Origin of the sequence: Chryseolinea sp. T2, from assembly GCF_037203685.1 — a bacterium.
Classification (GTDB): domain Bacteria; phylum Bacteroidota; class Bacteroidia; order Cytophagales; family Cyclobacteriaceae; genus Chryseolinea.
The window spans coordinates 492813-515325 of record NZ_JBBCAU010000003.1 but is presented as its reverse complement, the minus strand read 5'-3'; the positions used below and the strand labels follow the sequence as shown (position 1 = coordinate 515325).

Annotated in this window: 23 protein-coding genes; 16 read left to right on the top strand and 7 right to left on the bottom strand. The window is 48.0% G+C overall.

Translation table 11 applies throughout. From position 1 onward, the window contains the following. Positions 1-8 precede the first annotated feature (8 nt). Positions 9-1745 (top strand): lysine--tRNA ligase, encoded by a 1737-nt coding sequence (gene lysS, locus WBG78_RS11965; protein ID WP_337326663.1) that lies wholly within the window; start codon positions 9-11, stop codon positions 1743-1745. Between the two features lie 545 nt (positions 1746-2290). Here the strand turns inward: lysS and WBG78_RS11960 are convergent. Further along, the gene (locus WBG78_RS11960; RefSeq protein WP_337326662.1) at positions 2291-5188 is read right to left on the bottom strand and encodes a putative LPS assembly protein LptD; all 2898 of its coding nucleotides are present in this window, start codon (positions 5186-5188) and stop codon (positions 2291-2293) included. On the opposite strand from WBG78_RS11960, the gene WBG78_RS11955 reads away from it, so the two are divergent. The 6 genes from WBG78_RS11955 (at position 5157) to WBG78_RS11930 (ending at position 12631) form a co-directional block, all read left to right on the top strand. Continuing rightward, positions 5157-5936 carry an N-acetylmuramoyl-L-alanine amidase family protein gene (locus WBG78_RS11955; protein ID WP_337326661.1) on the top strand — a complete coding sequence of 260 codons (780 nt, stop codon included), beginning with the start codon at positions 5157-5159 and terminating at the stop codon, positions 5934-5936. The two genes, WBG78_RS11960 and WBG78_RS11955, sit on opposite strands and share 32 nt — an antisense overlap. A gap of 38 nt (positions 5937-5974) precedes the next feature. Further along, a complete protein-coding gene (locus WBG78_RS11950; protein WP_337326660.1) occupies positions 5975-6925 on the top strand; it encodes an MlaD family protein in 951 nt (316 codons plus the stop codon). A gap of 209 nt (positions 6926-7134) precedes the next feature. Then, a complete protein-coding gene (locus tag WBG78_RS11945) occupies positions 7135-8763 on the top strand; it encodes an acyl-CoA carboxylase subunit beta (protein WP_337326659.1) in 1629 nt (542 codons plus the stop codon). A gap of 60 nt (positions 8764-8823) precedes the next feature. Continuing rightward, positions 8824-9678, top strand: a complete 855-nt coding sequence (locus WBG78_RS11940; RefSeq protein WP_337327154.1) for a transglutaminase-like domain-containing protein — start codon at positions 8824-8826, stop codon at positions 9676-9678. Between the two features lie 197 nt (positions 9679-9875). Continuing rightward, the gene (locus WBG78_RS11935; RefSeq protein WP_337326658.1) at positions 9876-11633 is read left to right on the top strand and encodes an OmpA family protein; all 1758 of its coding nucleotides are present in this window, start codon (positions 9876-9878) and stop codon (positions 11631-11633) included. A gap of 104 nt (positions 11634-11737) precedes the next feature. After that, on the top strand, positions 11738-12631 hold the full coding sequence (locus WBG78_RS11930) for an MBL fold metallo-hydrolase (RefSeq protein WP_337326657.1): 894 nt from the start codon (positions 11738-11740) through the stop codon (positions 12629-12631). Positions 12632-12637: 6 nt separating this feature from the next. Here WBG78_RS11930 and WBG78_RS11925 read toward each other — a convergent pair whose 3' ends face one another. Genes WBG78_RS11925 through WBG78_RS11915 form a run of 3 tightly spaced genes read right to left on the bottom strand, consistent with a single transcriptional unit; the run spans position 12638 to position 15356 of the window. After that, on the bottom strand, positions 12638-13192 hold the full coding sequence (locus WBG78_RS11925; RefSeq protein WP_337326656.1) for a GDYXXLXY domain-containing protein: 555 nt from the start codon (positions 13190-13192) through the stop codon (positions 12638-12640). Further along, positions 13189-14478 carry a DUF2157 domain-containing protein gene (locus WBG78_RS11920; protein WP_337326655.1) on the bottom strand — a complete coding sequence of 430 codons (1290 nt, stop codon included), beginning with the start codon at positions 14476-14478 and terminating at the stop codon, positions 13189-13191. The genes WBG78_RS11925 and WBG78_RS11920 overlap by 4 nt, the downstream gene beginning before the upstream one ends. A 53-nt stretch (positions 14479-14531) precedes the next feature. Then, complete coding sequence (locus tag WBG78_RS11915) at positions 14532-15356, bottom strand: SMP-30/gluconolactonase/LRE family protein (protein WP_337326654.1); 825 nt, start codon at positions 15354-15356, stop codon at positions 14532-14534. A 172-nt stretch (positions 15357-15528) separates the two neighbouring features. On the opposite strand from WBG78_RS11915, the gene WBG78_RS11910 reads away from it, so the two are divergent. Continuing rightward, positions 15529-15960 carry a cytochrome B gene (locus tag WBG78_RS11910; protein ID WP_337326653.1) on the top strand — a complete coding sequence of 144 codons (432 nt, stop codon included), beginning with the start codon at positions 15529-15531 and terminating at the stop codon, positions 15958-15960. 46 nt (positions 15961-16006) lie between these two features. On the opposite strand, the gene WBG78_RS11905 is transcribed toward WBG78_RS11910, so the two are convergent. Further along, the gene (locus WBG78_RS11905) at positions 16007-16582 is read right to left on the bottom strand and encodes a redoxin domain-containing protein (RefSeq protein ID WP_337326652.1); all 576 of its coding nucleotides are present in this window, start codon (positions 16580-16582) and stop codon (positions 16007-16009) included. Next, positions 16579-17214: a 4'-phosphopantetheinyl transferase family protein gene (locus tag WBG78_RS11900; RefSeq protein ID WP_337326651.1), complete on the bottom strand. Its 636-nt coding sequence runs from the start codon at positions 17212-17214 to the stop codon at positions 16579-16581. The genes WBG78_RS11905 and WBG78_RS11900 overlap by 4 nt, the downstream gene beginning before the upstream one ends. 49 nt (positions 17215-17263) lie before the next feature. Between WBG78_RS11900 and WBG78_RS11895 the strand changes: the two genes are divergently transcribed. Genes WBG78_RS11895 through folB form a run of 3 tightly spaced genes read left to right on the top strand, consistent with a single transcriptional unit; the run spans position 17264 to position 19268 of the window. Beyond that, the gene (locus WBG78_RS11895) at positions 17264-18193 is read left to right on the top strand and encodes a WD40 repeat domain-containing protein (RefSeq protein WP_337326650.1); all 930 of its coding nucleotides are present in this window, start codon (positions 17264-17266) and stop codon (positions 18191-18193) included. Further along, complete coding sequence (locus WBG78_RS11890) at positions 18190-18912, top strand: DivIVA domain-containing protein (protein WP_337326649.1); 723 nt, start codon at positions 18190-18192, stop codon at positions 18910-18912. The genes WBG78_RS11895 and WBG78_RS11890 overlap by 4 nt, the downstream gene beginning before the upstream one ends. Further along, positions 18909-19268, top strand: a complete 360-nt coding sequence (gene folB, locus WBG78_RS11885) for a dihydroneopterin aldolase (protein WP_337326648.1) — start codon at positions 18909-18911, stop codon at positions 19266-19268. The genes WBG78_RS11890 and folB overlap by 4 nt, the downstream gene beginning before the upstream one ends. A 5-nt stretch (positions 19269-19273) precedes the next feature. On the opposite strand, the gene WBG78_RS11880 is transcribed toward folB, so the two are convergent. Beyond that, positions 19274-19597, bottom strand: coding sequence for a HesB/IscA family protein (locus WBG78_RS11880; protein WP_337326647.1), 324 nt, complete (start codon positions 19595-19597; stop codon positions 19274-19276). Positions 19598-19664: 67 nt separating this feature from the next. Between WBG78_RS11880 and WBG78_RS11875 the strand changes: the two genes are divergently transcribed. From WBG78_RS11875 to WBG78_RS11855, 5 genes are all read left to right on the top strand, one after another. Beyond that, on the top strand, positions 19665-20186 hold the full coding sequence (locus WBG78_RS11875; RefSeq protein WP_337326646.1) for a DUF7935 family protein: 522 nt from the start codon (positions 19665-19667) through the stop codon (positions 20184-20186). Between the two features lie 63 nt (positions 20187-20249). Beyond that, positions 20250-20648: a YkvA family protein gene (locus WBG78_RS11870; RefSeq protein WP_337326645.1), complete on the top strand. Its 399-nt coding sequence runs from the start codon at positions 20250-20252 to the stop codon at positions 20646-20648. Then, positions 20645-21280, top strand: a complete 636-nt coding sequence (locus WBG78_RS11865; RefSeq protein ID WP_337326644.1) for an oxidoreductase — start codon at positions 20645-20647, stop codon at positions 21278-21280. Before WBG78_RS11870 ends, WBG78_RS11865 begins: the two co-directional genes overlap by 4 nt. 60 nt (positions 21281-21340) lie before the next feature. Further along, positions 21341-21793, top strand: a complete 453-nt coding sequence (gene dtd, locus WBG78_RS11860; RefSeq protein ID WP_337326643.1) for a D-aminoacyl-tRNA deacylase — start codon at positions 21341-21343, stop codon at positions 21791-21793. A 45-nt stretch (positions 21794-21838) separates the two neighbouring features. Then, positions 21839-22513 (top strand): M15 family metallopeptidase, encoded by a 675-nt coding sequence (locus WBG78_RS11855; protein WP_337326642.1) that lies wholly within the window; start codon positions 21839-21841, stop codon positions 22511-22513.

Genomic DNA, 22513 nt, shown 5'->3' with positions numbered 1-22513 from the left:
TTGAGAGCATGCAGCATTTAAGCGAGCAAGAGATCTTTCGCCGTAAGAGCCTTGAGGAATTTCGTAAACTCGGCATCAATCCCTATCCGGCAGAATTATTTGAGGTCAACGCCTCGGCCCAGGAAATATTGACGAACTACGAGCGCCAGAAGAGCGACTACCGCCAGATTTCAATTGCCGGCCGGATCATGAACCTCCGCCCCATGGGCAACGCTGCATTTGCCGAGCTGCAGGATGAAACCGGGCGCATCCAATTGTACATCCGACGGGACGATTTGTGCCCGGGTGAAGACAAAACGATGTACAATACTGTTTTCAAAAAGCTCCTTGATATTGGCGACATCATTGGCGTTAAAGGGTATGGGTTCACCACTCAGACAGGAGAGATTTCCATCCACGTCACTTCGCTCACAGTGTTGTCTAAAGCATTGCGGCCGATTCCCGTGGTGAAGACGACAAAGGATGAAACGACAGGCGAAGTTACCAGGCACGACGCATTCACGGACCCTGAGCAGCGGTACAGGATGCGCTACGTCGACCTGATCGTGAACCCGCATGTACGTGAAACTTTTATCAAGCGTACGCAGCTGGTTAATTCGATGCGCCAGTATCTTAACGCCAAAGCCTACCTGGAAGTTGAAACGCCCATACTCCAACCGTTGTATGGTGGCGCGGCCGCCCGTCCTTTCAAGACGCACCACAATACACTGGACATGACGCTGTACATGCGTATAGCGAATGAGTTATATCTGAAACGCCTGATCGTCGGCGGATTCAACGGAGTCTATGAATTTTCAAAGGACTTCCGCAATGAGGGTATGTCGAGGTTTCATAATCCTGAGTTCACGCAAATAGAATTATATGTAGCCTATAAAGACTACTACTGGATGATGGAACTGGTAGAGGAGATGATCGAGAAAGTTGCTATCGATCTTCACGGCAAGACTGAAGTTCAGGTGGGTGATAAACTTATCGACTTCAAACGGCCATGGAAACGCTACACCATGTTTGAGGCAATTCAGCATTTTACAGGTGTTGATATTTCGGAAATGGATGAGGTTCAGCTTCGCGATACCTGCCGCCAGCTTGGCGTGCCCATGGATGATACGATGGGCAAGGGTAAACTCATCGATCAGATATTCGGTGAGAAATGCGAGCCGTTGCTGATCCAGCCGACATTCATCACAGACTACCCAATAGAGATGTCACCGCTGGCAAAGAAGCACCGCTCCAAGCCTGGTCTTGTTGAGCGCTTCGAGGCGATCTGCAACAGTAAAGAAATTGCCAATTCATTCAGTGAGCTCAACGATCCTATCGACCAGCGCGAACGCTTTGAAGAGCAGCTCGAACTGGGCAAGCGCGGCGACGAGGAAGCGATGACACTCGATGAAGATTTCCTTCGGGCGCTGGAATTCGGCATGCCGCCAACGGCCGGGCTGGGTATCGGCATCGACAGACTCTCGATGATCATGACGAACTCACCTTCTATTCAGGATGTGTTGTTCTTCCCGCAGATGAAGCCTGAGACGCCTCAATCACAAGCCTCCGATACGAACTTCGAATCGATTGGTGTTCGCAAGGAATTGATTCCTGTCCTTCAGAAGATGGGCATTAATTCGATCGAACAACTTAAGTCGATGAAGGCATCAAAGCTGTTCAATGATGTGTGTGGTCTGCGAAAGAAGATGAAGCTGGAGGTTGCTAATCCGACCATGGAGGAAGTGGAAGGCTGGCTTAAGGCCTGAAGGCACGGCCATTTTTAAAGTGTAAGGACTACACGAAACAGCTGAATAGCATTGCGACGCAGGGAGGATTTGTAAGTCCTTCATCGGCCTTGAATCGGAGTGTCATCGGACTTCCATCGGACTTTCATCGGAGTCGCATCGGACTTTCATCGGACTACCATCGGAGTTTCATCGGACTCGTCCAGACTTCATCGGACTTTTGTACGGTCCGGGACAACCTTACAGTCTGGGATTAGGTTAATCATCAAAGACTTACCTGAGACTTACCAGAGACTTACCAGAGGTAAGACTTTTTACGCTCTCCCAACGCTCTTGTAACGCTCCCCTTCCGCACTTTTGCCGCTCTCTCAACGCTCTTCTGCCACTCTACTAACGCTCTTTGTCGCTCTACCAACGCTCTTTGTCGCACCCGTTACAGTCTTTCCCACACCATCACCAGACTTCCCCAGTCATTTAGTTGATAATGTCCGGTCCGGAAAGACCTATACAATCTGGGTCACTCCGGTTGGGACTTTACATGTTCAGGAATTAGTCCGGCTATAGCTTTACAGGTTATCGAAGAACGGCTTACGACGTTCCAGTTTTAAGTCAGACAGGACAGATGACTTAACCGCGATGGTGAAGTTGTATTGCTGGAACCGGCCGAACGGAGTCCAGTTGAGCCGGAGCGTCCAGCAATGAAGATCGCGCGCGACACCAAAGTTCGTTTGCGTGAACTCCTTCGCCTCAATATGAAAGCCCGTACTATAGGTGACTTTCCAGGCCGCCGACAAAGACACATCGCCCTGCACGTTGATCGTTTGAGTTACCGAAGGAGCAGCGTTGAGCGCATGGCCATACGAAAGGTTGTAGTTGATGTTCATGCTCCAGGGGATTTCAAAATCGACGTAGGCATCGGGGTTGGCCAGCAGGAATTCCTTTTCCTGCTCGGGTAAGTCTGACTTGCTGATCTTTTCGCGACTGGATGTTTCCTTGCTTCGGGCTTTGGGGTTAAGGTTTGTGCTGAGGGCAACAGTGGCAGTTGTAATCCGGCCCACCTTACCGGTTTTCCAAACAATATTGTCTACGCGCGTCTCGCGACCAGTCTCGTCATTAACCGTAATCTGATAAGGATCCAGGCTCGCACTCACGTTCATGTTGATGAGGTTATTCAGGATGTTGGTATTCGCCGAAATTGAAATCGCGGCAAGCTTAAACGAGTCTGCCATGAGGTTGTAGCTGCTGTTGAGGGAAAGGTTGTTCAGCAACATGACTTTGCGTGCAACTGAATCCGCTGGTTTCTGCACTTTCATTTCAAGGTTGTTACCGATGCCAAATCCTATAGAGCCGCTCCTTCCCAGCGTGGATCCACCATACACCGAGCCCTGGTAGCGGTCATAGTATACAGGTGTTGTAATCACCTTTTTTTGGTCTTGATCCCAAACGTATTTATCGAGTGACGTGAAGTAACCGCTGTTCTTGCGGTAGTCAGGTGTCATTCCGAAGGATATTGATGGATTTATGACGTGCCTGATCGCTTTGATATTGCTGGCTTTGTTTTTCATCGTGTACATTCCATAAATACGCGTCTGAAGACCGACACTCACTGAATAGTTCGCAACGCGATGAAAACCGTAGTCTATACTCTTCTTTATGACCGTCGAATCTGCCGGATCGCCGGTAGGATCTTTATAGCCCCACTCGATTTGCTCGCCATACCATTTCTCTTCATAGTTAAACGAAGGCGATATGGTAAAGAAACGCAGCGCCTTAAATGAGAACGACGCAGGAATCTGATGGCGCATCCCTTTACGGCCATCGGCAAAGAACTTTGAAAAATTGGACATCGAGAATGCCGCAATACTATCCTTCGTTGCCTCCGGCGGAATACGTCCCAGGTTATTCGTAACCCTGTTCATTGCCGCCATCGAGTAGGCAACGGAGAAGTTGTCAAGTGGTCCTGTTCGTCCATCCTTCCGCTGGAATGGATAGATGTTTGTCATGTTGAGACTGAGGTTAGGCAGCAACAGGTCGACCACTTTCGTTTGAAGATCCTGGTTATGACTGAGGTTTATACCCATCGAAAAAGGACTTGACCCAAACCGCTTGCTGTAGGAAATATTGGAACTCAGCTTCGAAGTGATATTATTCAGATTGGGGTTGTTGTACGTGCCTCCCTGCGTACCGTATCCCAGATAATTGTTTTGATTGTAGGTGGAGGTTGCTGCATTCACTGAAGCAGAGAATCTTCCTGTACCCTTCGACTGGGGCGAATGCGTCCATGTGATACGAAAGTCTTCCGTAAAATTTTTGGTTTCAATCTTGTCGTCACCATCGGGGTTTTTCGAATAGCCAAAGTTTACGGTGCCCGTGTACTTGTAACGCTTCATGTAGTTTGAATTGGCATACAGAGCGTGACCACCCTTGGAGTACACGTCGCCGGTCAGCGCTAGCTTCCAGTAGTCGCTGATGTCAAAGAAGTAGCCACCGTTACGCAGGTTGAACCCACGTCGGCGCTCCTCACCATACTGAGGGACAATAATGCCTGATGCACTGCGTTGAGGTGATGGGAACATTCCAAAGAGAAACCCTATTGGAAGAGGAATGTCATTGAACTGAACGTAGAACGGTCCCGCGACGATCTTATCATTCGGTATCGCTTTGGTTTTCGTTGCCTTGATCTCGTAGTGCGGATGCTCAAGATTACAGGTGGTGTAGCTGTTCCGAATGCTCAGCAGCTCGCCCTTTTCATTCTTATATACAATATCACCATGCAGATACGAATCTCCCTGGGTAGTTACTACTTCGGTTATCCGGGCCCGCTTGGTTTTGAAGTTATAGATGATGTCTTTGGTTTCGTATAGTTCTGCCCCGTTCTTAAAGACCGGATACCCTACCCGTTGGCCCAGGGAATCGCGGAGGCCGTGCGCCGAAAGAGTACTATTCGCATAATCGATCATGATTTCTTCGGCTTCGAGTTCAATTTCGCCGTAAACGATTTTGGCGTCGCCATATAGCCAAACCAGCTTGCCGTCTATGCTGGCGCGGATCGAATCTCTGGCTGAATAATTGATTGTTGTCTCGATGTCACCCCGGCGTTGAACGCTAACAGAATCATGGGGGTTTTTAAGAGTATCGGAGGCTATTAAAAGGGAGTCGCGGGGAGCGGAGGGTGTCCTGGTGGTATCGGCCTTAACAGGCAATAGCCCGGGCGGTGTTTTAACCCTTGGCTCCAGTTGCGCCAACGTACTATGCGCACAAACAACGAAAAAAATGAAGATAACAGCGCGCTGCACAGGGAGGAAGTTGTCGTCCGGTCCTTTACCTTTTAGTGAAAAATTCACAATTTTGCATAAAGGTATTGCAAATACTCTGAACATCGTAAGGGCCGTGAGGAATATAGGATTAACAGCGCTGCTGGTAGCAATAACCTTGCTAAACTCTTCAAGCAGCTTCAGAGTCATCGATTACAGGCTAAATAAGTCTACGGGCAGCGTGCCTCCGGCGGACTCAAAGGTCGACGTTATAGTGATAGACGCCGGTCATGGGGGACACGACAATGGCACCCATGGAAAAGTCCTTAAAGAAAAGGATCTTGCCCTAAAGATCGCCCTCAAAGTAGGGAGTTACATAGAAAAGAACGTGCCCGGCGTAAAAGTGATCTATACGCGGAAGGACGATACATACATCGCTCTCGATGAACGCGCCGCCATCGCGAACAAAAATAAGGCGGACCTTTTTATCTGTATTCACGCGAATGCCAACCCGAATACGAAGGCGTTTGGTACAGAGACTTTTGTAATGGGGCTTCACAAAGACGAAGGCAACCTTGCTATCGCGCAACGCGAGAATTCTGTAATTCTAATGGACGAGAATTATCAGGAACGCTACGAGGGCTTCGATAACAGTCCCGAATCGTACATACTCTTTACGCTTACGCAGAGTACGTACCAGGAAAGCAGTCTGAAGTTCGCTTCGAAAGTTGAATCGCAGTTCAAGGATCGTGTGGGCCGGCAGAGCAGAGGAGTGAAGCAAGCGGGCTTCGTGGTATTGTGGCGCACGACTATGCCCAGCGTGCTAATTGAAACGGGATTCCTTACCAATAGCCCCGAGGAAAAATTCCTGGCGGGCGATGAGGGACAAGAACTTATCGCTTCGGGCATTTACCGGGCGTTCAAAGACTATAAAAGTGACGTAGAATCCATAAATTGAGGCACATAAAGGAATATGACCGAAAAGAATACGACTAGATGAAATTATCGAAGGAATTTAAGGTCGGCCTTTTCATGGTCGTGGCGATCACGTTGCTTTATTTCGGTTTCAATTTTCTCAAGGGGATAGACTTTTTCAGCACGTCCAATAAGTACTACGCCGTTTACGAAGACATTAACAAACTCACCGAATCAAATCAGGTGTTTCTCAATGGACTTGCCGTAGGTCGCGTCAGCGATATCACCATTCAGCAGTCCAAAAACCGTGTTATTGTTGAGCTCGACATTGATTCTAACATAAAGGTTACTGACTCAACGGTTGCCGTTCTCGATGGCGAACTTCTGGGCTCGCGCTTCATAACACTTAAGGTCTCTCCGGGGCACGTACTTGAATCGAATGACACCATTCATACCGACATGGCGAAAGGTATGCTTGATTTTGCCGAGCCCGTGGCGAACAATATGCAGATGGTTTTGAAGAATCTTAATACGGTTCTCGAATCGCTGGCGGCGAATACGAAACGAATGGACACGATTTTCCTTCGCCTCCAGACAACGCCTGCTCTCTTGAATCGTACACTGAGCACGGCCAATTCAAACATCGATGAACTTGGAATCACTTTTAAATCTGTCGCAGGTAACCTCAATGGTACACTCACGGAATTGAAGCCTACGCTCGCCAACTTCAAGACGCTGTCCGATTCGCTGAAGCTCATGCAACTCAACAACACACTCAATAAAGCACAGCAGAGTCTCGCGCGTATAAACCAAACGTTGTCCCAGCTGAGCAGCGGAGACAACACAGCAAGTAAGTTGCTCACCGAGGATTCGCTATACGTTAACCTTAACAAACTTTTGTATTCGGTCGACTCGCTGGCAATCCATTTTAACAAGAACCCCAAGCACTTCCTGGCGCCGTTGGGCAAAAGCAAGAAGAAGATCGATCGCGACCTGAAAAAGGAAGCGGAAGATAAGAAGAAGACCCAATAACGATACGACTGTAGAGACGCAATGCCTTGCGTCTCTCCCACGCAATGCCTTGCGTCTCTCACACGCAATGCCTTGCGCCTGCACCATCACGCAATGCCTTGCATCTCCCATCACGCAATGCCTTGCGTCTCCACCCACACGTTGAAGTTGCATTCGTTTGCAGCAATGCATCATAATTCCAATCTTTAGCCACAATAAAGTTCGGAGATATGGCGAATTCCAAATCTGACGGCAACGGCGAGCAGCTTGTGCTTCTTCTCAAAACCTTGCATTCGAAAGCGTCTAAAGTAATGGAGGGTGGCGGCCCTAAGAAAACAGATGAGCAACACCAAAAGGGAAAGCTCACCGCAAGAGAGCGCATCACGTACCTTCTGGATAAGAAATCTCCTTCAATAGAAGTTGGCTTGTTTGCGGGCGATGGGATGTACGCTGAACAGGGTGGTTGCCCTTCAGGAGGAGTTGTTGTCGTGATCGGGTTCGTTGCGGGTAGGCAGTGCGTTGTCGTAGCCAACGATGCCACCGTTAAGGCCGGAGCATGGTTTCCCATCACCGCTAAGAAAAATCTTCGTGCTCAGGAAATTGCCATGGAGAACAGGCTTCCTATTGTTTACCTCGTCGACAGCGCAGGCGTGTTCCTCCCTATGCAGGACGAGATCTTTCCCGACAAGGAGCATTTCGGGCGTCAGTTCAGAAACAACGCACAGATGTCTGCCATGGGAATTATTCAGATAGCTGCCATCATGGGAAGCTGTGTTGCCGGAGGCGCTTATTTGCCCATCATGTCTGACGAAGCCATGATCGTAGACAAGACAGGATCTATTTTTCTGGCCGGTTCTTACCTCGTAAAGGCGGCCATCGGAGAAGAGATCGATAACGAAACACTCGGAGGTGCAACGACGCATTGTGAGATATCGGGCGTTACTGATAACAAGTTTCCTAACGATCAGGCCTGTCTCGACTACATCCGTGACCTGTTCGCAAAGTTTGGTCAACCAACATTGGCTGGGTTTAACCGTGTTGATGCAAAGTCCCCTGCTAAAAAAATTAAAGATGTATATGCCGCGCTTCCATCAGACCGTACGAAACCGTACGATATGCAGGAGATTATCGACGGCCTGATCGATGGTTCGGAATTTCAGGAGTACAAATCATCTTACGGAAAGACACTCATCTGCGGCACCGCGCGCATCGAAGGATGGTCGATAGGTATCGTCGCCAATCAGCGCAAAGTGGTAAAGACAAAGAAGGGTGAGATGCAAATGGGCGGCGTCATTTATTCAGATGCTGCAGATAAAGCGGCGCGCTTCATCATGAATTGTAATCAGCGAAAGATACCGCTTCTGTTCCTTCAGGACGTGAGTGGATTTATGGTGGGAAGCAAAGCCGAACACGGTGGCATAATCAAAGACGGAGCGAAGATGGTTAACGCGATGGCCAATTCAACCGTCCCCAAGTTTACCATCATCGTCGGAAACTCCTATGGAGCAGGGAACTATGCTATGTGCGGAAAGGCATATGATCCCCGTTTAATTTATGCGTGGCCGACTGCACAAATTGCTGTGATGAGCGGAGCCGCGGCTGCAAAGACTTTACTGCAGATCCGTATCAGTGCACTGAAGGCACAGGGAAAACAGATAACTAAAGAAGAAGAAGAAAAACTTCTTAGCGAGATTACGGACCGATATAATGATCAGCTTTCGCCGTACTATGCGGCCGCCCGGCTTTGGGTTGATGGCATCATTGATCCCGCAGAAACACGTAGTATAATTGCAATGGGAATTGAGGCTGCTAACCACGGCCAGGTAGAAAAATTCAACGTCGGCGTAATTCAAACCTGAAATTCAAGGCTGCGAAAGTTCGTCTTGTCAAATATTTTACTGAAGTTGCCTGATATGGAGATGAAGGACACAGAACTTAAAGCACTTGTATCCTTACTGGATGACGAAGATGCGCAGATCGTTACTCATGTTGAACAGAAAATTCTGTCGCTGGGAACTACGATCATTCCGTTCCTTGAGGAAGAATGGGAAAGCAATTTTAATCCTACGGTACAACGTCGCATCGAGGAAATCATTCATACGCTTCAGTATGAGTTGCTGAAAGAGCGCATACAACAGTGGTATGCAAGCGACGACCAGGACCTGCTCACCGGCATGTGGCTTGTTGCAACATATCAGTATCCTGATATTGAATTACTCAAACTCAAGCAGGACCTTGAGCAAATCTATTATGAGACGTGGCTTGAATTTAAGCCGGACCTGTATCCGTTCGATCAAATCAAGGTAATCAACAGCGTTCTTTTTAATAAGCTGAAGTTCGGCGCTAACACGAAGAACTTCCATTCACCGGGCAACTCAATGATCAATGTGGTGCTGGAGACCAAACGTGGCAATCCAATCACATTGTGCATCATCTACATGTTGGTTGCTCAAAAGCTGAAGCTTCCTGTAGCAGGCGTAAATCTTCCCAATCTTTTTGTACTTACATATAAGGATGTAAAGCACTCGCAGTTCTACATCAATGTATTTAACAAGGGATTGATTTTCTCACGGCAGGATATTGAGAACTATATCAATGAACTGCACCTCACTCATCAGCCTTCATTCTTTGAGCCGTGCTCAAATCTTGAAATTGTTCGTAGAGTGTTTCGCAATCTGATCATGTCCTTTGACAAAATGGGAGAGCATGCGAAAGCCGAAGAAGTGAAAGAGCTGTTGCTTATCATTGCCGATGGGGCTGATCTGGGTGTCTAGTGCTGCATGGATTTGAGACTAAGGACCATATCGGGATAAAGCAACATCACTTTATTCGCCTGCAATTATTTCATTCTACTTTCTGAATCAGGAGATCGGGGGCTAATGCCTCCTGACCGCCATACCGTCGGTTCACAGGCAAGGCGCGTCATGATTCAATTTATCAGGGCTATTTTTACTCTGCCAAAACCCTGTTTATGAAATTTTTCTCTACGGTTGTCCTCATTTGCGTGCTCACAATTCCAGGAGCCGCACAACAGATTTCACCGCGCTACGAGCTTGTTAAAATGGACAAGACGGTGAATACGTTCAGACACGAAGCGGCGCCGGTAATTTCACCGGATGGCAACGCGCTGTATTTTTTCGTTCAGAATCACCCCGACAACACGATGGGTAAAGAGGATACGCAGGATATCTGGATGTCGAAGCGCGACGAAAGCGGCGCATGGTCGCAGGCTGAACACATGGGAAGTCCGTTTAACATTCACAGGTCTAATCAGATGTTCACTGTATTAGAGGACGGCAGCCTCTTCATAAAGGGAGGTCGTTCAAAAGGAGAGAAGGGATTCTCTATCGTGACCGGCGGCTCACTGAAGGAACTCGACGTGAAGGATTTCAAGGAGATGAACAAAGGCAGATTCTATGGTGCGTCCATATCAGCTGACCTGAAACATATTGTGATGTATTTTGGCGAACAGCCAAATAGTCCTAACAGTGACTTGTATATCAGCCACCAGCAACCTGATGGTTCATATTCAAAGCCTGTAAAACTTTCCCTCAGCACGAGCACAGACGATGTAGGTCCCTTCATAGGTCCCGATCAAAAGACACTTTACTTCGCCAGTGCGAGAAACGCACCTGGCAGACAGGGTACAGTAGATATCTACCGTACGACGCGCCTGGACGACACCTGGAACAATTGGTCGGAGCCGATCAACATGGGCAAACCCATCAACACTTCAGCGCTGGATTATTACTTCACCATTGATAAGGCGGGCAATATTTTTACGAGCCGTGCAAACAAAGCAATGGATGGTGGCCAACTCGACCTCTATGCGCTCGTGCCTAAGACAATCAAGATCAATCTCGTTGGCTTCGTAATGGACGAGAGATCGATGCAGCCATTGCAGGCCGACGTACAGGTTAAGATTCTTGAAAAGGAGCCGCAGAAAATGAAGGTTAGCACTGTAGGTAAATTTGAGACCCGTCTGCCCGAAGTGAAGTCATATAAGGTTACGGCTGCCACACCAGGCTACGTTTCCTATGAGCAATCATTTACTGTTCCTGAACTCAACAACGATACTACTTTAAATATTGAGGTTCTGTTAAAGCCTGTTCCGAAGCAGCTTATGCTTGTCGGCAATGTGTACGACAAGAAAACGGAACAGCTGATCACGGCCAAGCTTTCAGTTGTGTTGAAGGAGGACAAATCGGCACAGTTGAAAATGGTTGCTGATGGTGGCCGGTATGGAAAAGAGATTTCAAAGAAGGGATGGTATGTGATTACGGCATCAGCTGAGGGTTACTTAAACAGTACCGACAGCATCGAAGTTGCCGACAACGATCAGTCACCATTCTCACGTGACCTGTACCTCGCACCGGTTGAGATCGGTACTACAGTTCGATTGAAGAACATTTACTTCGACTTCGACAAGACCACGTTAAAGAAGGAGTCGTTTCCTGAACTCAATAAGGTGGTCGAATTCCTGAAAGTGAATCCGAACATTGAAATTGAAATTGCCGGACATACCGACAACAAGGGAACCGATGATTACAACATCAACCTCTCTCAGGGACGTTCTCAATCTGTTGTAGACTACATCGTCAGCCAGGGTATTGACAGCTCGCGCCTTGGTGCACATGGCTATGGAGAAGGTAAGCCCATCGAAACGAATGACACCGATACAGGCCGAGCAGTGAACAGACGCGTTGAGTTCACGGTGTTGAAAATCTAGAATGCATTAGTGGTTAATGATTAATAAGGGGTTGGGGCCGAAAGGCCCCTTCTTTTTTACTGAAGTCTAGGCACCTACTAAACGTTATAGTAGTTTAGGTGCCAATGAAATCCATTTCTATACTGATACTTTTGTTCGTCGGGTATTTGTCAAACGCCCAGACTGCGTCCGTTCGTGAACTGGCACCCGGCGTGTTCTACTATTACGGTGATGAGCTGCAGCACAGATCAGCCAATTGTGTGTGGGTAGTCTTCAAGGACTATGTGGTAGTTGTAGATGCAAATTACCCGTGGGCGGCGAAAGAGATTTTACAGGAGATTCGCAAGACCACATCCAAGCCGGTTCGGTTCGTATTGAATACACATTATCACCACGACCACACCTTCGGCAATGGAATATTTGCTGCCGCAGGAGCAACTATTGTTTCCACTACGGACGCGGCGAACGAAATGAAGACCCTGGGACGAAAGGAGTGGAATGACAACTACAGCGGTCAGCCACTGGATGGCTATACGCAAGTATTTCCCACTATGACTTTTGATAGCACGCTCGTCTTTGACGATGGAACTCACAGGGTTGAGTTTATCAGAATGGCGCCTGCCCACACAATGGGAGATGCAGTTGCCCTTCTTCCTAATGAGAGTATACTGATTACGGGTGATCTTTTTGTTAACGGAAACCCCTGGGGCAATAATGTTGCAGACCCGGATGCCGACTACGACAAATGGCTGAACGTGCTTGACACGCTCGCTGGCTGGAAGGTGAGAACAATTGTGCCAGGACATGGAGAGCTGGCCACATCAACCACGCTAATCCTGCAACGGAACTACCTGGCCGACATGCTCAAACAAGTGCGGCAATGCATAAAGGCTGGCAAGACTTCAGACGAGACCGTGAGAACAGTTAACCTCAGTACTCACCCTGGCTATGGCGCTAATAAGACATCAACAGACAGATCGGTACGCGCAATGTATACCAGATTGTCTTCGGGGAAGTGACTAGAGTCAATTGCCATCATTCGCCCCTCTGACGAGATCAACGATCGAACGTTCATTGATAAATACGTCGGTGATAACCGCTTGCCCGCGCCCGATCCTTACGAGGCCGTAGCAAACAGACGCAGAGTCGCGGGTCGATTGATTGTAGTACTGCTCCGCAGGCAATGCTTTCGATTCCTCCATGTAGAACCTGTCGAATGGGATAGTGAAGTGTACAATGGAATCGCTGTCAATGTAGTAGATCGTGGTTCGCAGGTAAGGACCATCGGGCTCGTCCCGCGTCAAGCGATTCACCTTAGCATAACCGGCAGAGTCCGTTTCAAACACCACGTTCACGCTCTCGCCTGACGACCATTCTCCTGTGTCGTAACCGTAGTCAGCAAGAAAATTAAGCGTAATGTATTTCCCGCGGAAAGGATCAGAGGGATCTATTGGTTGCGTGCGAAATTTGTAAGGTGTACCGCTGCTAACGATGTTTTCACGGTCCCAAATCATTTTCCCGGGAACCGCGAGCTGAGCAATGCACATCACGATAAACAGACCGACAATTAACCCTCTCATGACCGTGCCCTCCTTTGTTTGATCATGTAATAGTTAGCTGCGAAGAATCCAATGCCTACGACGATAAAGAGAAGTCCTCTCAAGACAAAGCTTAGATCTGTATCAAAGAAGCGGCACACAATGAGTGCGGTGATAATGAGCAATCCATAATTGAGAATGCCCAGATGATTTTGTCTGGCACCAGACCTGATCGTATAAATGGCGAGCGCCAATACGCAGAAATTGATCAGCCAGGCACCTGCCAACGGCGTCTGTACAGCAATGAAGTAAATAGCAATGAAAAACAGGAACGAGAAAGCTTTTGTGTTCATTCCGCCCCAACCTTTCGACTGAAATTGCCTGAACAGAACAACAACAGCAAGCAACGCCACTCCGGCTATCACAGCCATGCCAATAAGTTTATAAGCAGTTCCGTCGGGTGTACTTTCCCACTCCCAGAAATCAGTAAAGCTTGCTATTAGAAGAATGGAAATAACGCCCAGGCTACCCACCACCAAAAAACTGTTAGATAGGACACGACCTGTTTTAAACATGTCTGATTCGCCCGCCATTACAAACAGGCTATACATGCTCATGTAGGCAATCATGAAAAGCCTTCCGGTGTTCTCAGCAACCGTTGCGAGGCAAATCGACAGCGAGATCACAAACATCCATGAGATCAGCACATAAAAATTGTTCTTTCGTTGAGGAAGCAAAAAGGCGCGATAATAATAAGGGACTATAGTAGCGAGAAGCACCCAATACATTGGAGCGGCATCAGTTCCCAGATAGCTAAAGTAACTCAACTCACACGCGTACCATGTTGCTCCTCCGAGGCAAAGCATGACTACAATTCCCGAACCGAGAACGTATATGATAGGTACACTTAATACCGTCCACGTGAGCAGAAAATCTGCAAGGCTGCCTCCCATGTTATAGGCCTGGCTTACGATGGCAATGCTTACACCTATGGCACAGAACAGGAATGCACCAACTCCCTCCCGCCACGCGCGGTCTTCGATAGGTTTCAGAATAAGCCAGCCAGTGAGCACCTGACCGACGAGCAATGGAATCAAACCAATCACAACTTTGGTTATTCGTGAAAGATCGTCCCAGTTGTGGGCAAGGATCAGGACGATTCCCAGGCCAACGAGCAAAGCACCCAGAATACCGAAGACAATGAACAGGCGATTGGAAGAGGCTCCATCTTTCTGTTCATAATGGAGTCTGATGCGTTCGGCTGTTTCGTTGTCTATAATTCCCGCCGCTACAAGTTCCGGCAAGGCGCGTAGAAGGTGTTTGCTCATGGTCAAAAAGAGAGGCTGCGTACAGCAGTGCCGTTACGCAGCCTTTCCATCAATTACTTTGAAAATGTATAGGCGTCAACGCTGTTGGCGAAGAACGTAGGGATATAGAGGGTCTTTGTTTTGGCGTCGTACTCGATGTCCGCAGCATTAACCTTATCTTTTGTATCCACGAGCTTCCTGGCACCTTTTGCGTCGACATAGTACACTTCTCCGTGCCAGTTGGACACGAGGTATTCGTCTTTACCAACTGCCACGATGCCGTCGGCACCTTCCACTACTTTAGTGAAAGGAGTGAGTTTCTTGTCTGCGCCAAGTTTATAGCTGTTACCCGTTGCAAAACTTACAATATACAGACCGTTGTCAAGCGCAAGTAAGCCGTTCACCCCATTCAGTTCAGGGCTTTCAAAGTACACCTCTGCTTTTCCACCTTTTACCAGGTGAATCTTTCCGGTCTGGGTATCAGAGACATAAACATTTCCTTTTTTGTCTACTGTGATATCGTTAAGGAACTGAGCGCCTTCTATTTCAAGAGAGCTGGTGATCTTTCCGGTTGCCAGGGAAATTGTTCTCACCTGAGTGATGTCGGCAACGTAGAGGTTCCCATTGTAAATACCCATTCCTTTGGGTGCGTCGAGACCTGTCGCCCAATCTACGGCTACGATCTTCCCGTCAACACCGACCTTGGCAATGGTACCGTTTCCGTCCTTTTCTTCAGGCTTTCCGTTGATACAGGCCACATAAAGGACATTCCCCTTAGGCTCAAATGCCACTGATTCCGGAACGGGAATATTCGGTGGAGTCTTCCACTTTAATGTTAGTGACTGCGCCGTGGCACCAAAGCCTGATGCCAGCAAAACAATGACAAGTGCTTTTTTCATATTCTGGTTAGTTAGATTAGTTGGTTCAAACCGACTCAAAATCAAAATGAGAGCGTAAACATCGGTCCCCATCCGGATCATTCCAAATTTATCGGACCCTTCGGGATTTTGTTGTTACCTTTCGCCACTGATTTTCAAAATCACTTACTGCAGATCTAACCATCTAACACCCATGTATCAAGGACTTCTTCATACCCACTCAGGCCTTCGCTATTTAGTGCTTCTCGGATTGCTCATTGTGATCGTCACCTCCCTGATGGGTTGGTTAAATCGCAAGCCATTCACACCTACGGACAATAAGCTCAGTCTCTTTTTGTTTATAGCGACGCATACCCAATTGCTGGTAGGTCTGATCCTATACTTTGTCAGCCCATTTGTAAAGTTTGATGGAACCACTATGAGCGACAAGATTACCCGCTACTGGAGTGTTGAGCATATTTTTGGAATGCTTGTAGCCGTAGTCCTGATCACCCTGGCAAGATCCACCTCAAAGCGAATGACTGATGACAATGCTAAACACAAGCGCATGTTCATCTTCAACTTTGTAGCCCTGGTGGTAATTGTCGCGATCATTCTGATCAGCGACCGGAAGCTGATAGGCTAAGTACCGGTTATTTCCTGGTATCAGTTATGGTTCATGATCGAACCAATTATGGTTTCTTTTTGATAGAACAACCCATGGGCCGTACTTCAGGTGTCTGGATGCTCTGATTGGTGAGTAGTATGTCGATCGCATCCTTGAGATAGGCATGACGAACGTCCGCTTCAACCTGTGCGTTGTCGTCGAGGGCTCCTTTGTAAACCACTGAAAATACTCCGGAAGAATTCTTCAGGAGAAATACCTGCGGTGTTTTGCTTGCACCGAGTTGCTTCATAAGAGTCTGGTCCTTGTCGCTCAGGTACGGTACTTTCAGATTTAATTGCGCCGCCTTTTTTGCCATTGCCTCTTCACTGTCGCCAGGCTCGATGCCGGAATTCACCAACAATACCGGAACACGATCACTATACTCATTTGAAAGCTTAGCGATCCGGCCACGGTAATACTCATCGAATGCACACGTGTTGCTCGTAAATATGATTGCAACTCCCGAACATGACGGATAGGTTTCGAGCGAAACGGGTTTCCCATTGAGCACATTGTTGAGGGAGAAGTTGCTCACCTGCTGTGCGGATAAAGTACCGCCGGCAAGGCTTAGCACGACAATGAAAAGAAGCTTTAAATTCATAAATTGACTGAGCGGTTAAAGACCAGTACAAAACCCGGGTACACCTCGTAATGCAAAGGTATGACGGATTCGATACCACCAACAATGATTCTGCCGCGAATATCACCCTCTTCACCGAGTTGAAAGGGGTCGATGAGGAGGTGCTCGGCAAAAGTCAGGTCTTTCTTACCATATATCTTCACAAGCGTCTCTTTAGCACACCAATAAACGCAGTGCTTGATGAGGTCATTTCCTGCATCCTTCAATTCCCTTTTGTGAAAGATACGATGTGCTACTTTGAACAGCTTCACTTTAGGCTGCTCCAGGTCAATTCCTGCAGGCCCGTTTTTATCAACAATGGCAGCCACGAAAGGAAACGAATGGCTTAACGACAGATGATGATCGGAGTCAGTTGGAAAAGGCTTGCCAAAGTCATTCTTGGTGATCCCTTTGAATGGCAGAGATAACGCCTCAAATAACGTCATGAGAAGTACCCGGCCTGCAAGCCATTCTATGCGTTTGGAAGCATGAGCGATGTTCTCCGGGAACGCTTCCACCTCAGGCAACTTATGACGAAGAGATTCCTCATCTTCGGTTACGCGCCACAACGCCCACGCACGATCTTCCTCTATAACAATTTTTTCAAGCGGCATAACGAATAAGCTGAGCGAAAGTAAGAACTTTCGGAAACTTAAGCGGGTAGTGTTGAAAGTACAAGTGGATAAGCTGCATACGCTCACTGGACATAACCAGAGTGTGTACGCACTTCAGCCTTCATCAAAATTAAACGTCGTGTTCTCGGCAGCGGGCGATGGAATGGTTGCTATGTGGGACCTTGAACAACCCGAGAGCGGTCATCTCGTTGCCCGCCTCTCAAATTCGATCTATGCTTTGCATTTTCATCAGCCCAGCAATTTGTTGATCGCCGGACACAATTATGATGGCATTCATCTGTTAGATTGGGAGGAGCGAAAGGAAGTTGGCTCACTGCAGTTGACTGGTGCAGCGATATTCGATATTCAATCACTGGGGCAGTATCTGTTCATAGCGACCGGTGATGGTACCCTGATCAAAGTGGATTGCCGCTCACTGACAATTGTAGGGACGAAGCAATTGCTATCACAGAAGAGCGCTCGCACCATTGCTGTGAATGCGCATACAGGCGAGGTTGCCGTTGGTTATAGTGATCATTTCATTCGCGTTTATTCGGCCGATGATTTGTCATTGATCCGGGAGTGGAGGGCGCATCAAAATTCGGTCTTTACTCTTCGGTACGACGCGGCGGGTACAAGGTTGTTCAGTGGATCCAGAGATGCCCGTCTTAAAGCCTGGAATGTGCAATCGAAATATGGCCTTCAGCAGGAAGTGATCGCTCACCTGTACGCTATAAATCATCTCGATCTTAGTCCGGATGGTAAACATTTCGTAACTTGTAGCATGGATAGGTCCGTGAAAGTGTGGGGAACGGATGAGATGAGGTTGCTGAAGGTTATAGACAGGGCCCGTCACGCGGGTCACGGAACGTCAGTCAACAAAGTGCTCTGGACTTCATTTCATCAACAACTGCTGAGTGCCAGCGACGATCGCACGATATCAGTGTGGAACATTAATTTTGAAAACGATTTGCTATGAGAATCACGCCATTGGACATACGTCAAAAGACCTTTGAGAAGAACTTCAGAGGTTATGAAAAGGAGGAGGTAAATGCTTTCCTGCTTACGCTGTCCCAGGAGTGGGAACGTATCATCGACGAAAACAAAGAACTCCGCATAAAGCTTGAAGCCACCGAACGCGAAGTGACCAAGTTGCGCGAAGTAGAGGGTACTTTGTATAAGACTTTGAAAACGGCTGAAGACACAGGAGCAAACGTAATAGAGCAGGCTCGTACAGCAGCGGACCTTCATCTTCGTGAATCACAGATACAGGCTGAGTTGATATCTCAGGAAGCAAAAACCAGAGCTAAAGACACCATCGAAGAAGCAGAGATGACTGCCCGCGAAATCCTCGACGAAATGGAAGATCGCCTGAAGCAGATGATCGATAGCTATAAGAGTTTGGAAGCAGCCCGCATCGATATGCTGGCCCATTTCAAGCACCTCGCTACCGAAGCGATCGAGCGCGTTGATCGCGCCCGGGCCTTGTCAAAGGATTTTGATCCAGATAAGCACCTTGCCCTGGCCCGTCGTGAGGCCAAGCGTGTGTTCAGTGCATCCATGCATGATCAGCCGACTCATATACCAGAACCTGTATTGAAGCAGCGTGAGCGCGAGGTCATTCTCGAAGAGCGTAACCCGGCCGCAGAGCCACAACCGAAGAAAGTTCAGAAGTCATTCTTTGACGAGATCGGATGATCGGCAAAGTCGAACTGGAGGGACTTGAGTTCCATGCCTTCCATGGTCTCTATCCACACGAGAGGGTGTCGGGTAATTGGTTCGAGGTGGACATCGCCGTCGAAACAGACTTCTCCGAGGCTGCCTATACCGATGAGCTCGCCGGAACGGTGAACTATGAAGTGCTCTTTCGCATCGTTAAGGATGAGATGGACAAGCCATCAAAACTCCTTGAAACGGTGGCAGAAAAGATCGTCAATGATGTACTTTCAGAATTACCTGCTGCCCTAAGCGTAAGTCTTAAAATATCCAAGGTAAATCCACCTATTGGAGGCAAGGCGAAGAAGGCAACGATCAGCCTGTTCAAGTCGCGTTAAGCCTTTCAATTCGCGTTAATAGCCGGCTTAGACGGTTGATCCACGAACATGAAGCCCCGTGCTTCCTCGTTTTCAACGAAGTCGATCTCTTTGCCGATTACATACATCGCGTGCTTTCGGTCGACAAAGACCTCGATTCCCTTCACCTGATACATCCGATCGGCTTCCTTCTGTTTGTCAAAGCCTATCAAAAGTGATACACCGCATCCGCCACCCTTCACACCCACCCGAAGTCCATATCCTGCCGGGATATTTTTTGTCGTCATGATGTTTTGAATCTCTGCAGCGGCGCGATCAGATATGGTAATGGGCACGATGTCATCAAACATACAGGCGCTCGTATTTTGCGTTTAAAATTATCTAAATTTCAAACAAAATTGCCCGTAAATAAATTCTATGGACGCACTGGTCGAGTTTGTAAAAATCCTGGTTCCTGCCACCATCGTGCTGTATGCAGCCTATCTGATGGTGAGAAGCTTTATCATGAAAGAGGTGGAATTAAAGCGCCTTGAGGTGCGCGGTAAGAGTATTGAAACCCTTCTTCCAAACAGATTGCAGGCATACGAGCGAATGGTATTGTTCCTGGAGAGGATGTCGCCGCAGAACCTGCTGGTACGACTCAATGTGAGCAGTATGCCGGCCAGAGAGTTTCATCAGCTGTTGCTTTCTGAGATACGGAACGAATACAATCACAACGTTTCTCAACAGGTTTATATCAGCGAGAACGCGTGGAACCTCATAAAGAATGCAAAGGAGGACCTCATTGTTTCCATCAATGAGGCGGCCGGGGAAATGCTTCCTGAGGCTACAAGCCTCGATCTGTCGAAGCGGATTTTCGAGAAATCCATCAACAAGCAGGTAGACCCGTTGAATCATGCGTTAAGCGAGCTCAAGAAAGAGATCCAGCAAACTTTCTGACAGGCGACTGTCAAAATGCTTATTTTTAGATATGGTTCGTGTTTTGCATTAAACCGATACGATATGAAGAACAGGTTTTTTGAGATGGCGTTGGCCCAGGCTGCGCGGCTGGCCGGAAAGAGTGGCAGAATGCTGATGCTGGTTACCCGATTTGGTACTAAGATGCGGGACGTAAACTGGAGCGGCGTACAGCGCGAGCAGTTAAAACTTCAGCTCTTCACGCTGGGGCGACTTGCCAGGGCATATGCCGTGGGTGAGTATCGCGAGGTGCCATGGAGAACCATGTTAGTGGTTCTTGCCGCTGTGATCTATTTTGTGAATCCTCTGGACCTCGTTCCGGATATGATTCCGATTGCTGGCCTCACGGATGACTTTGCTGTGTTGGTGTGGGTGTATAATTCGTTAGGAACCGAAATTGAGAAGTTTCAGGCCTGGGAGTCCTCACGCGCCCGGCCACTATGAAGACAGCGTTTGTAGCTGGAGCAAGTGGCCTTATTGGAAGTCAGCTCCTTCCACTTTTGTTGTCAGCAGACAGATATAGTAAAGTCTACGCGATCACCAGGAAGCCTCTTCCTGAACATACCAGGCTAATACAATTGACGGCGGATATGGCGGACGTTGCAAGCTATGCAGACGTTCGTGTCGATGACGTTTTCTGCTGTCTGGGTACAACCATCGCCGTCGCCGGTTCGAAGGAGAATTTCAGAAAGGTAGACTTTGTCTTCCCGACGGTGATGGCAAAATCACTTCGGGACAACGGTGCGAGCCAATACATGCTGGTATCTGCATTGGGTGCAGATAAGTCGTCATCGATCTTTTACAACCGCGTAAAGGGTGAAGTGGAGGATGCAATTTCACAGGCAGGTTATCGCTCCTTGCACATTTTCAGACCATCATTGTTGCTGGGGCATCGTGAAGAGAAACGTACAGGCGAGGATGCAGCAAAAGTCTTCTACAAAATTTTTGGCCTTCTCATTCCCAAAAAATATAAAGGCATCGACGCGGGCAGCGTAGCCCGGGCTATGCTTCACTATGCGTTACAGGACAAATCGGGGAAGCACATTCATGAGTCGGGTGAACTGCAGGCCTTTTGATGTGATGGCAGAAACATTCGCCGTGTTATGTCCGACATTCATTCTAAACAACAGAAATAGATGATTGCAGTAATACAACGCGTGACGAACGCGTCGGTCACTATAGAAGGAATTGTAAAAAGTTCTATTGGCAAGGGACTGCTGGTCCTGTTAGGCATCGAGGAAGCAGACAATGGCGAAGATGTTAGCTGGCTTGCCACGAAGGTTGTCAATCTGCGGATCTTCAACGATGAGGCTGGTGTAATGAATGTAAGTGTGAAAGATGAAGGTGGCGATGTGATAGTTGTTAGCCAGTTTACTTTACACGCCAGCACAAAGAAGGGCAACCGGCCTTCGTATATCAAGGCAGCACGGCCCGAAACAGCTATACCGTTGTATGAGTCGTTTGTGAAAGTGGTATCGCAGGAACTGGGCAAGACTGTGCAGACCGGAGAGTTTGGTGCTGATATGAAAGTGAACCTCCTGAACGACGGCCCTGTAACGATCATCATTGATACAAAAAACAAGAACTGAGCCCTGCGTTAAGCAGGCATATTGATCTATAGCCATATCGACCTTATGAGAAAAATATTCCTTGTTGTCAGCCTCGTTATGATTTCCAATTGTATCCATGCACAATACAAGTACGGCCTTAAGGCAACAACGAAGGATGGCTACCTGGCGAGTGTAAAAAGTAACCCTGACAAGGAACTGATCAATCTTGAGAAGTTTGTCCCCGGACTTGTACTCGACATTCGTTATGCGACTACCAACAATTTCACGGGCGAGAAGATCTATAACCTTGCCCGCGCATATGCGAGAAAGCCTGTAGCAGAAGCGCTCATGAAGATCCAGGCCGATCTGAAAAAGCAGGGTCTGGGAATCAAAATATTTGATGGATATCGGCCGTATAAGGCTACCGTTAGGTTTTACGAAGTGTATCATGATACCACTTATGTTGCTTCACCTTATCGTGGTTCCCGGCATAACCGCGGTTGTGCGCTGGACCTCACCGTCATCAACCTAAAGACAGGGGAGGAGTTAAAGATGCCTACCGGTTACGATTCATTTCAAAAAGCGGCCTGGCCATCCACTCCTGTAGCAGATCCTGAAGCCAGAAAGAATCGTACGCTTCTTATTAATGCCATGGAAAAGCATGGCTTTAAAGTGAACAGTTCCGAGTGGTGGCATTATGACTTCATTGGCTGGAAGAATTACGAGGTTCTGGACATCGACTTTGAAGAGCTCGAGTGA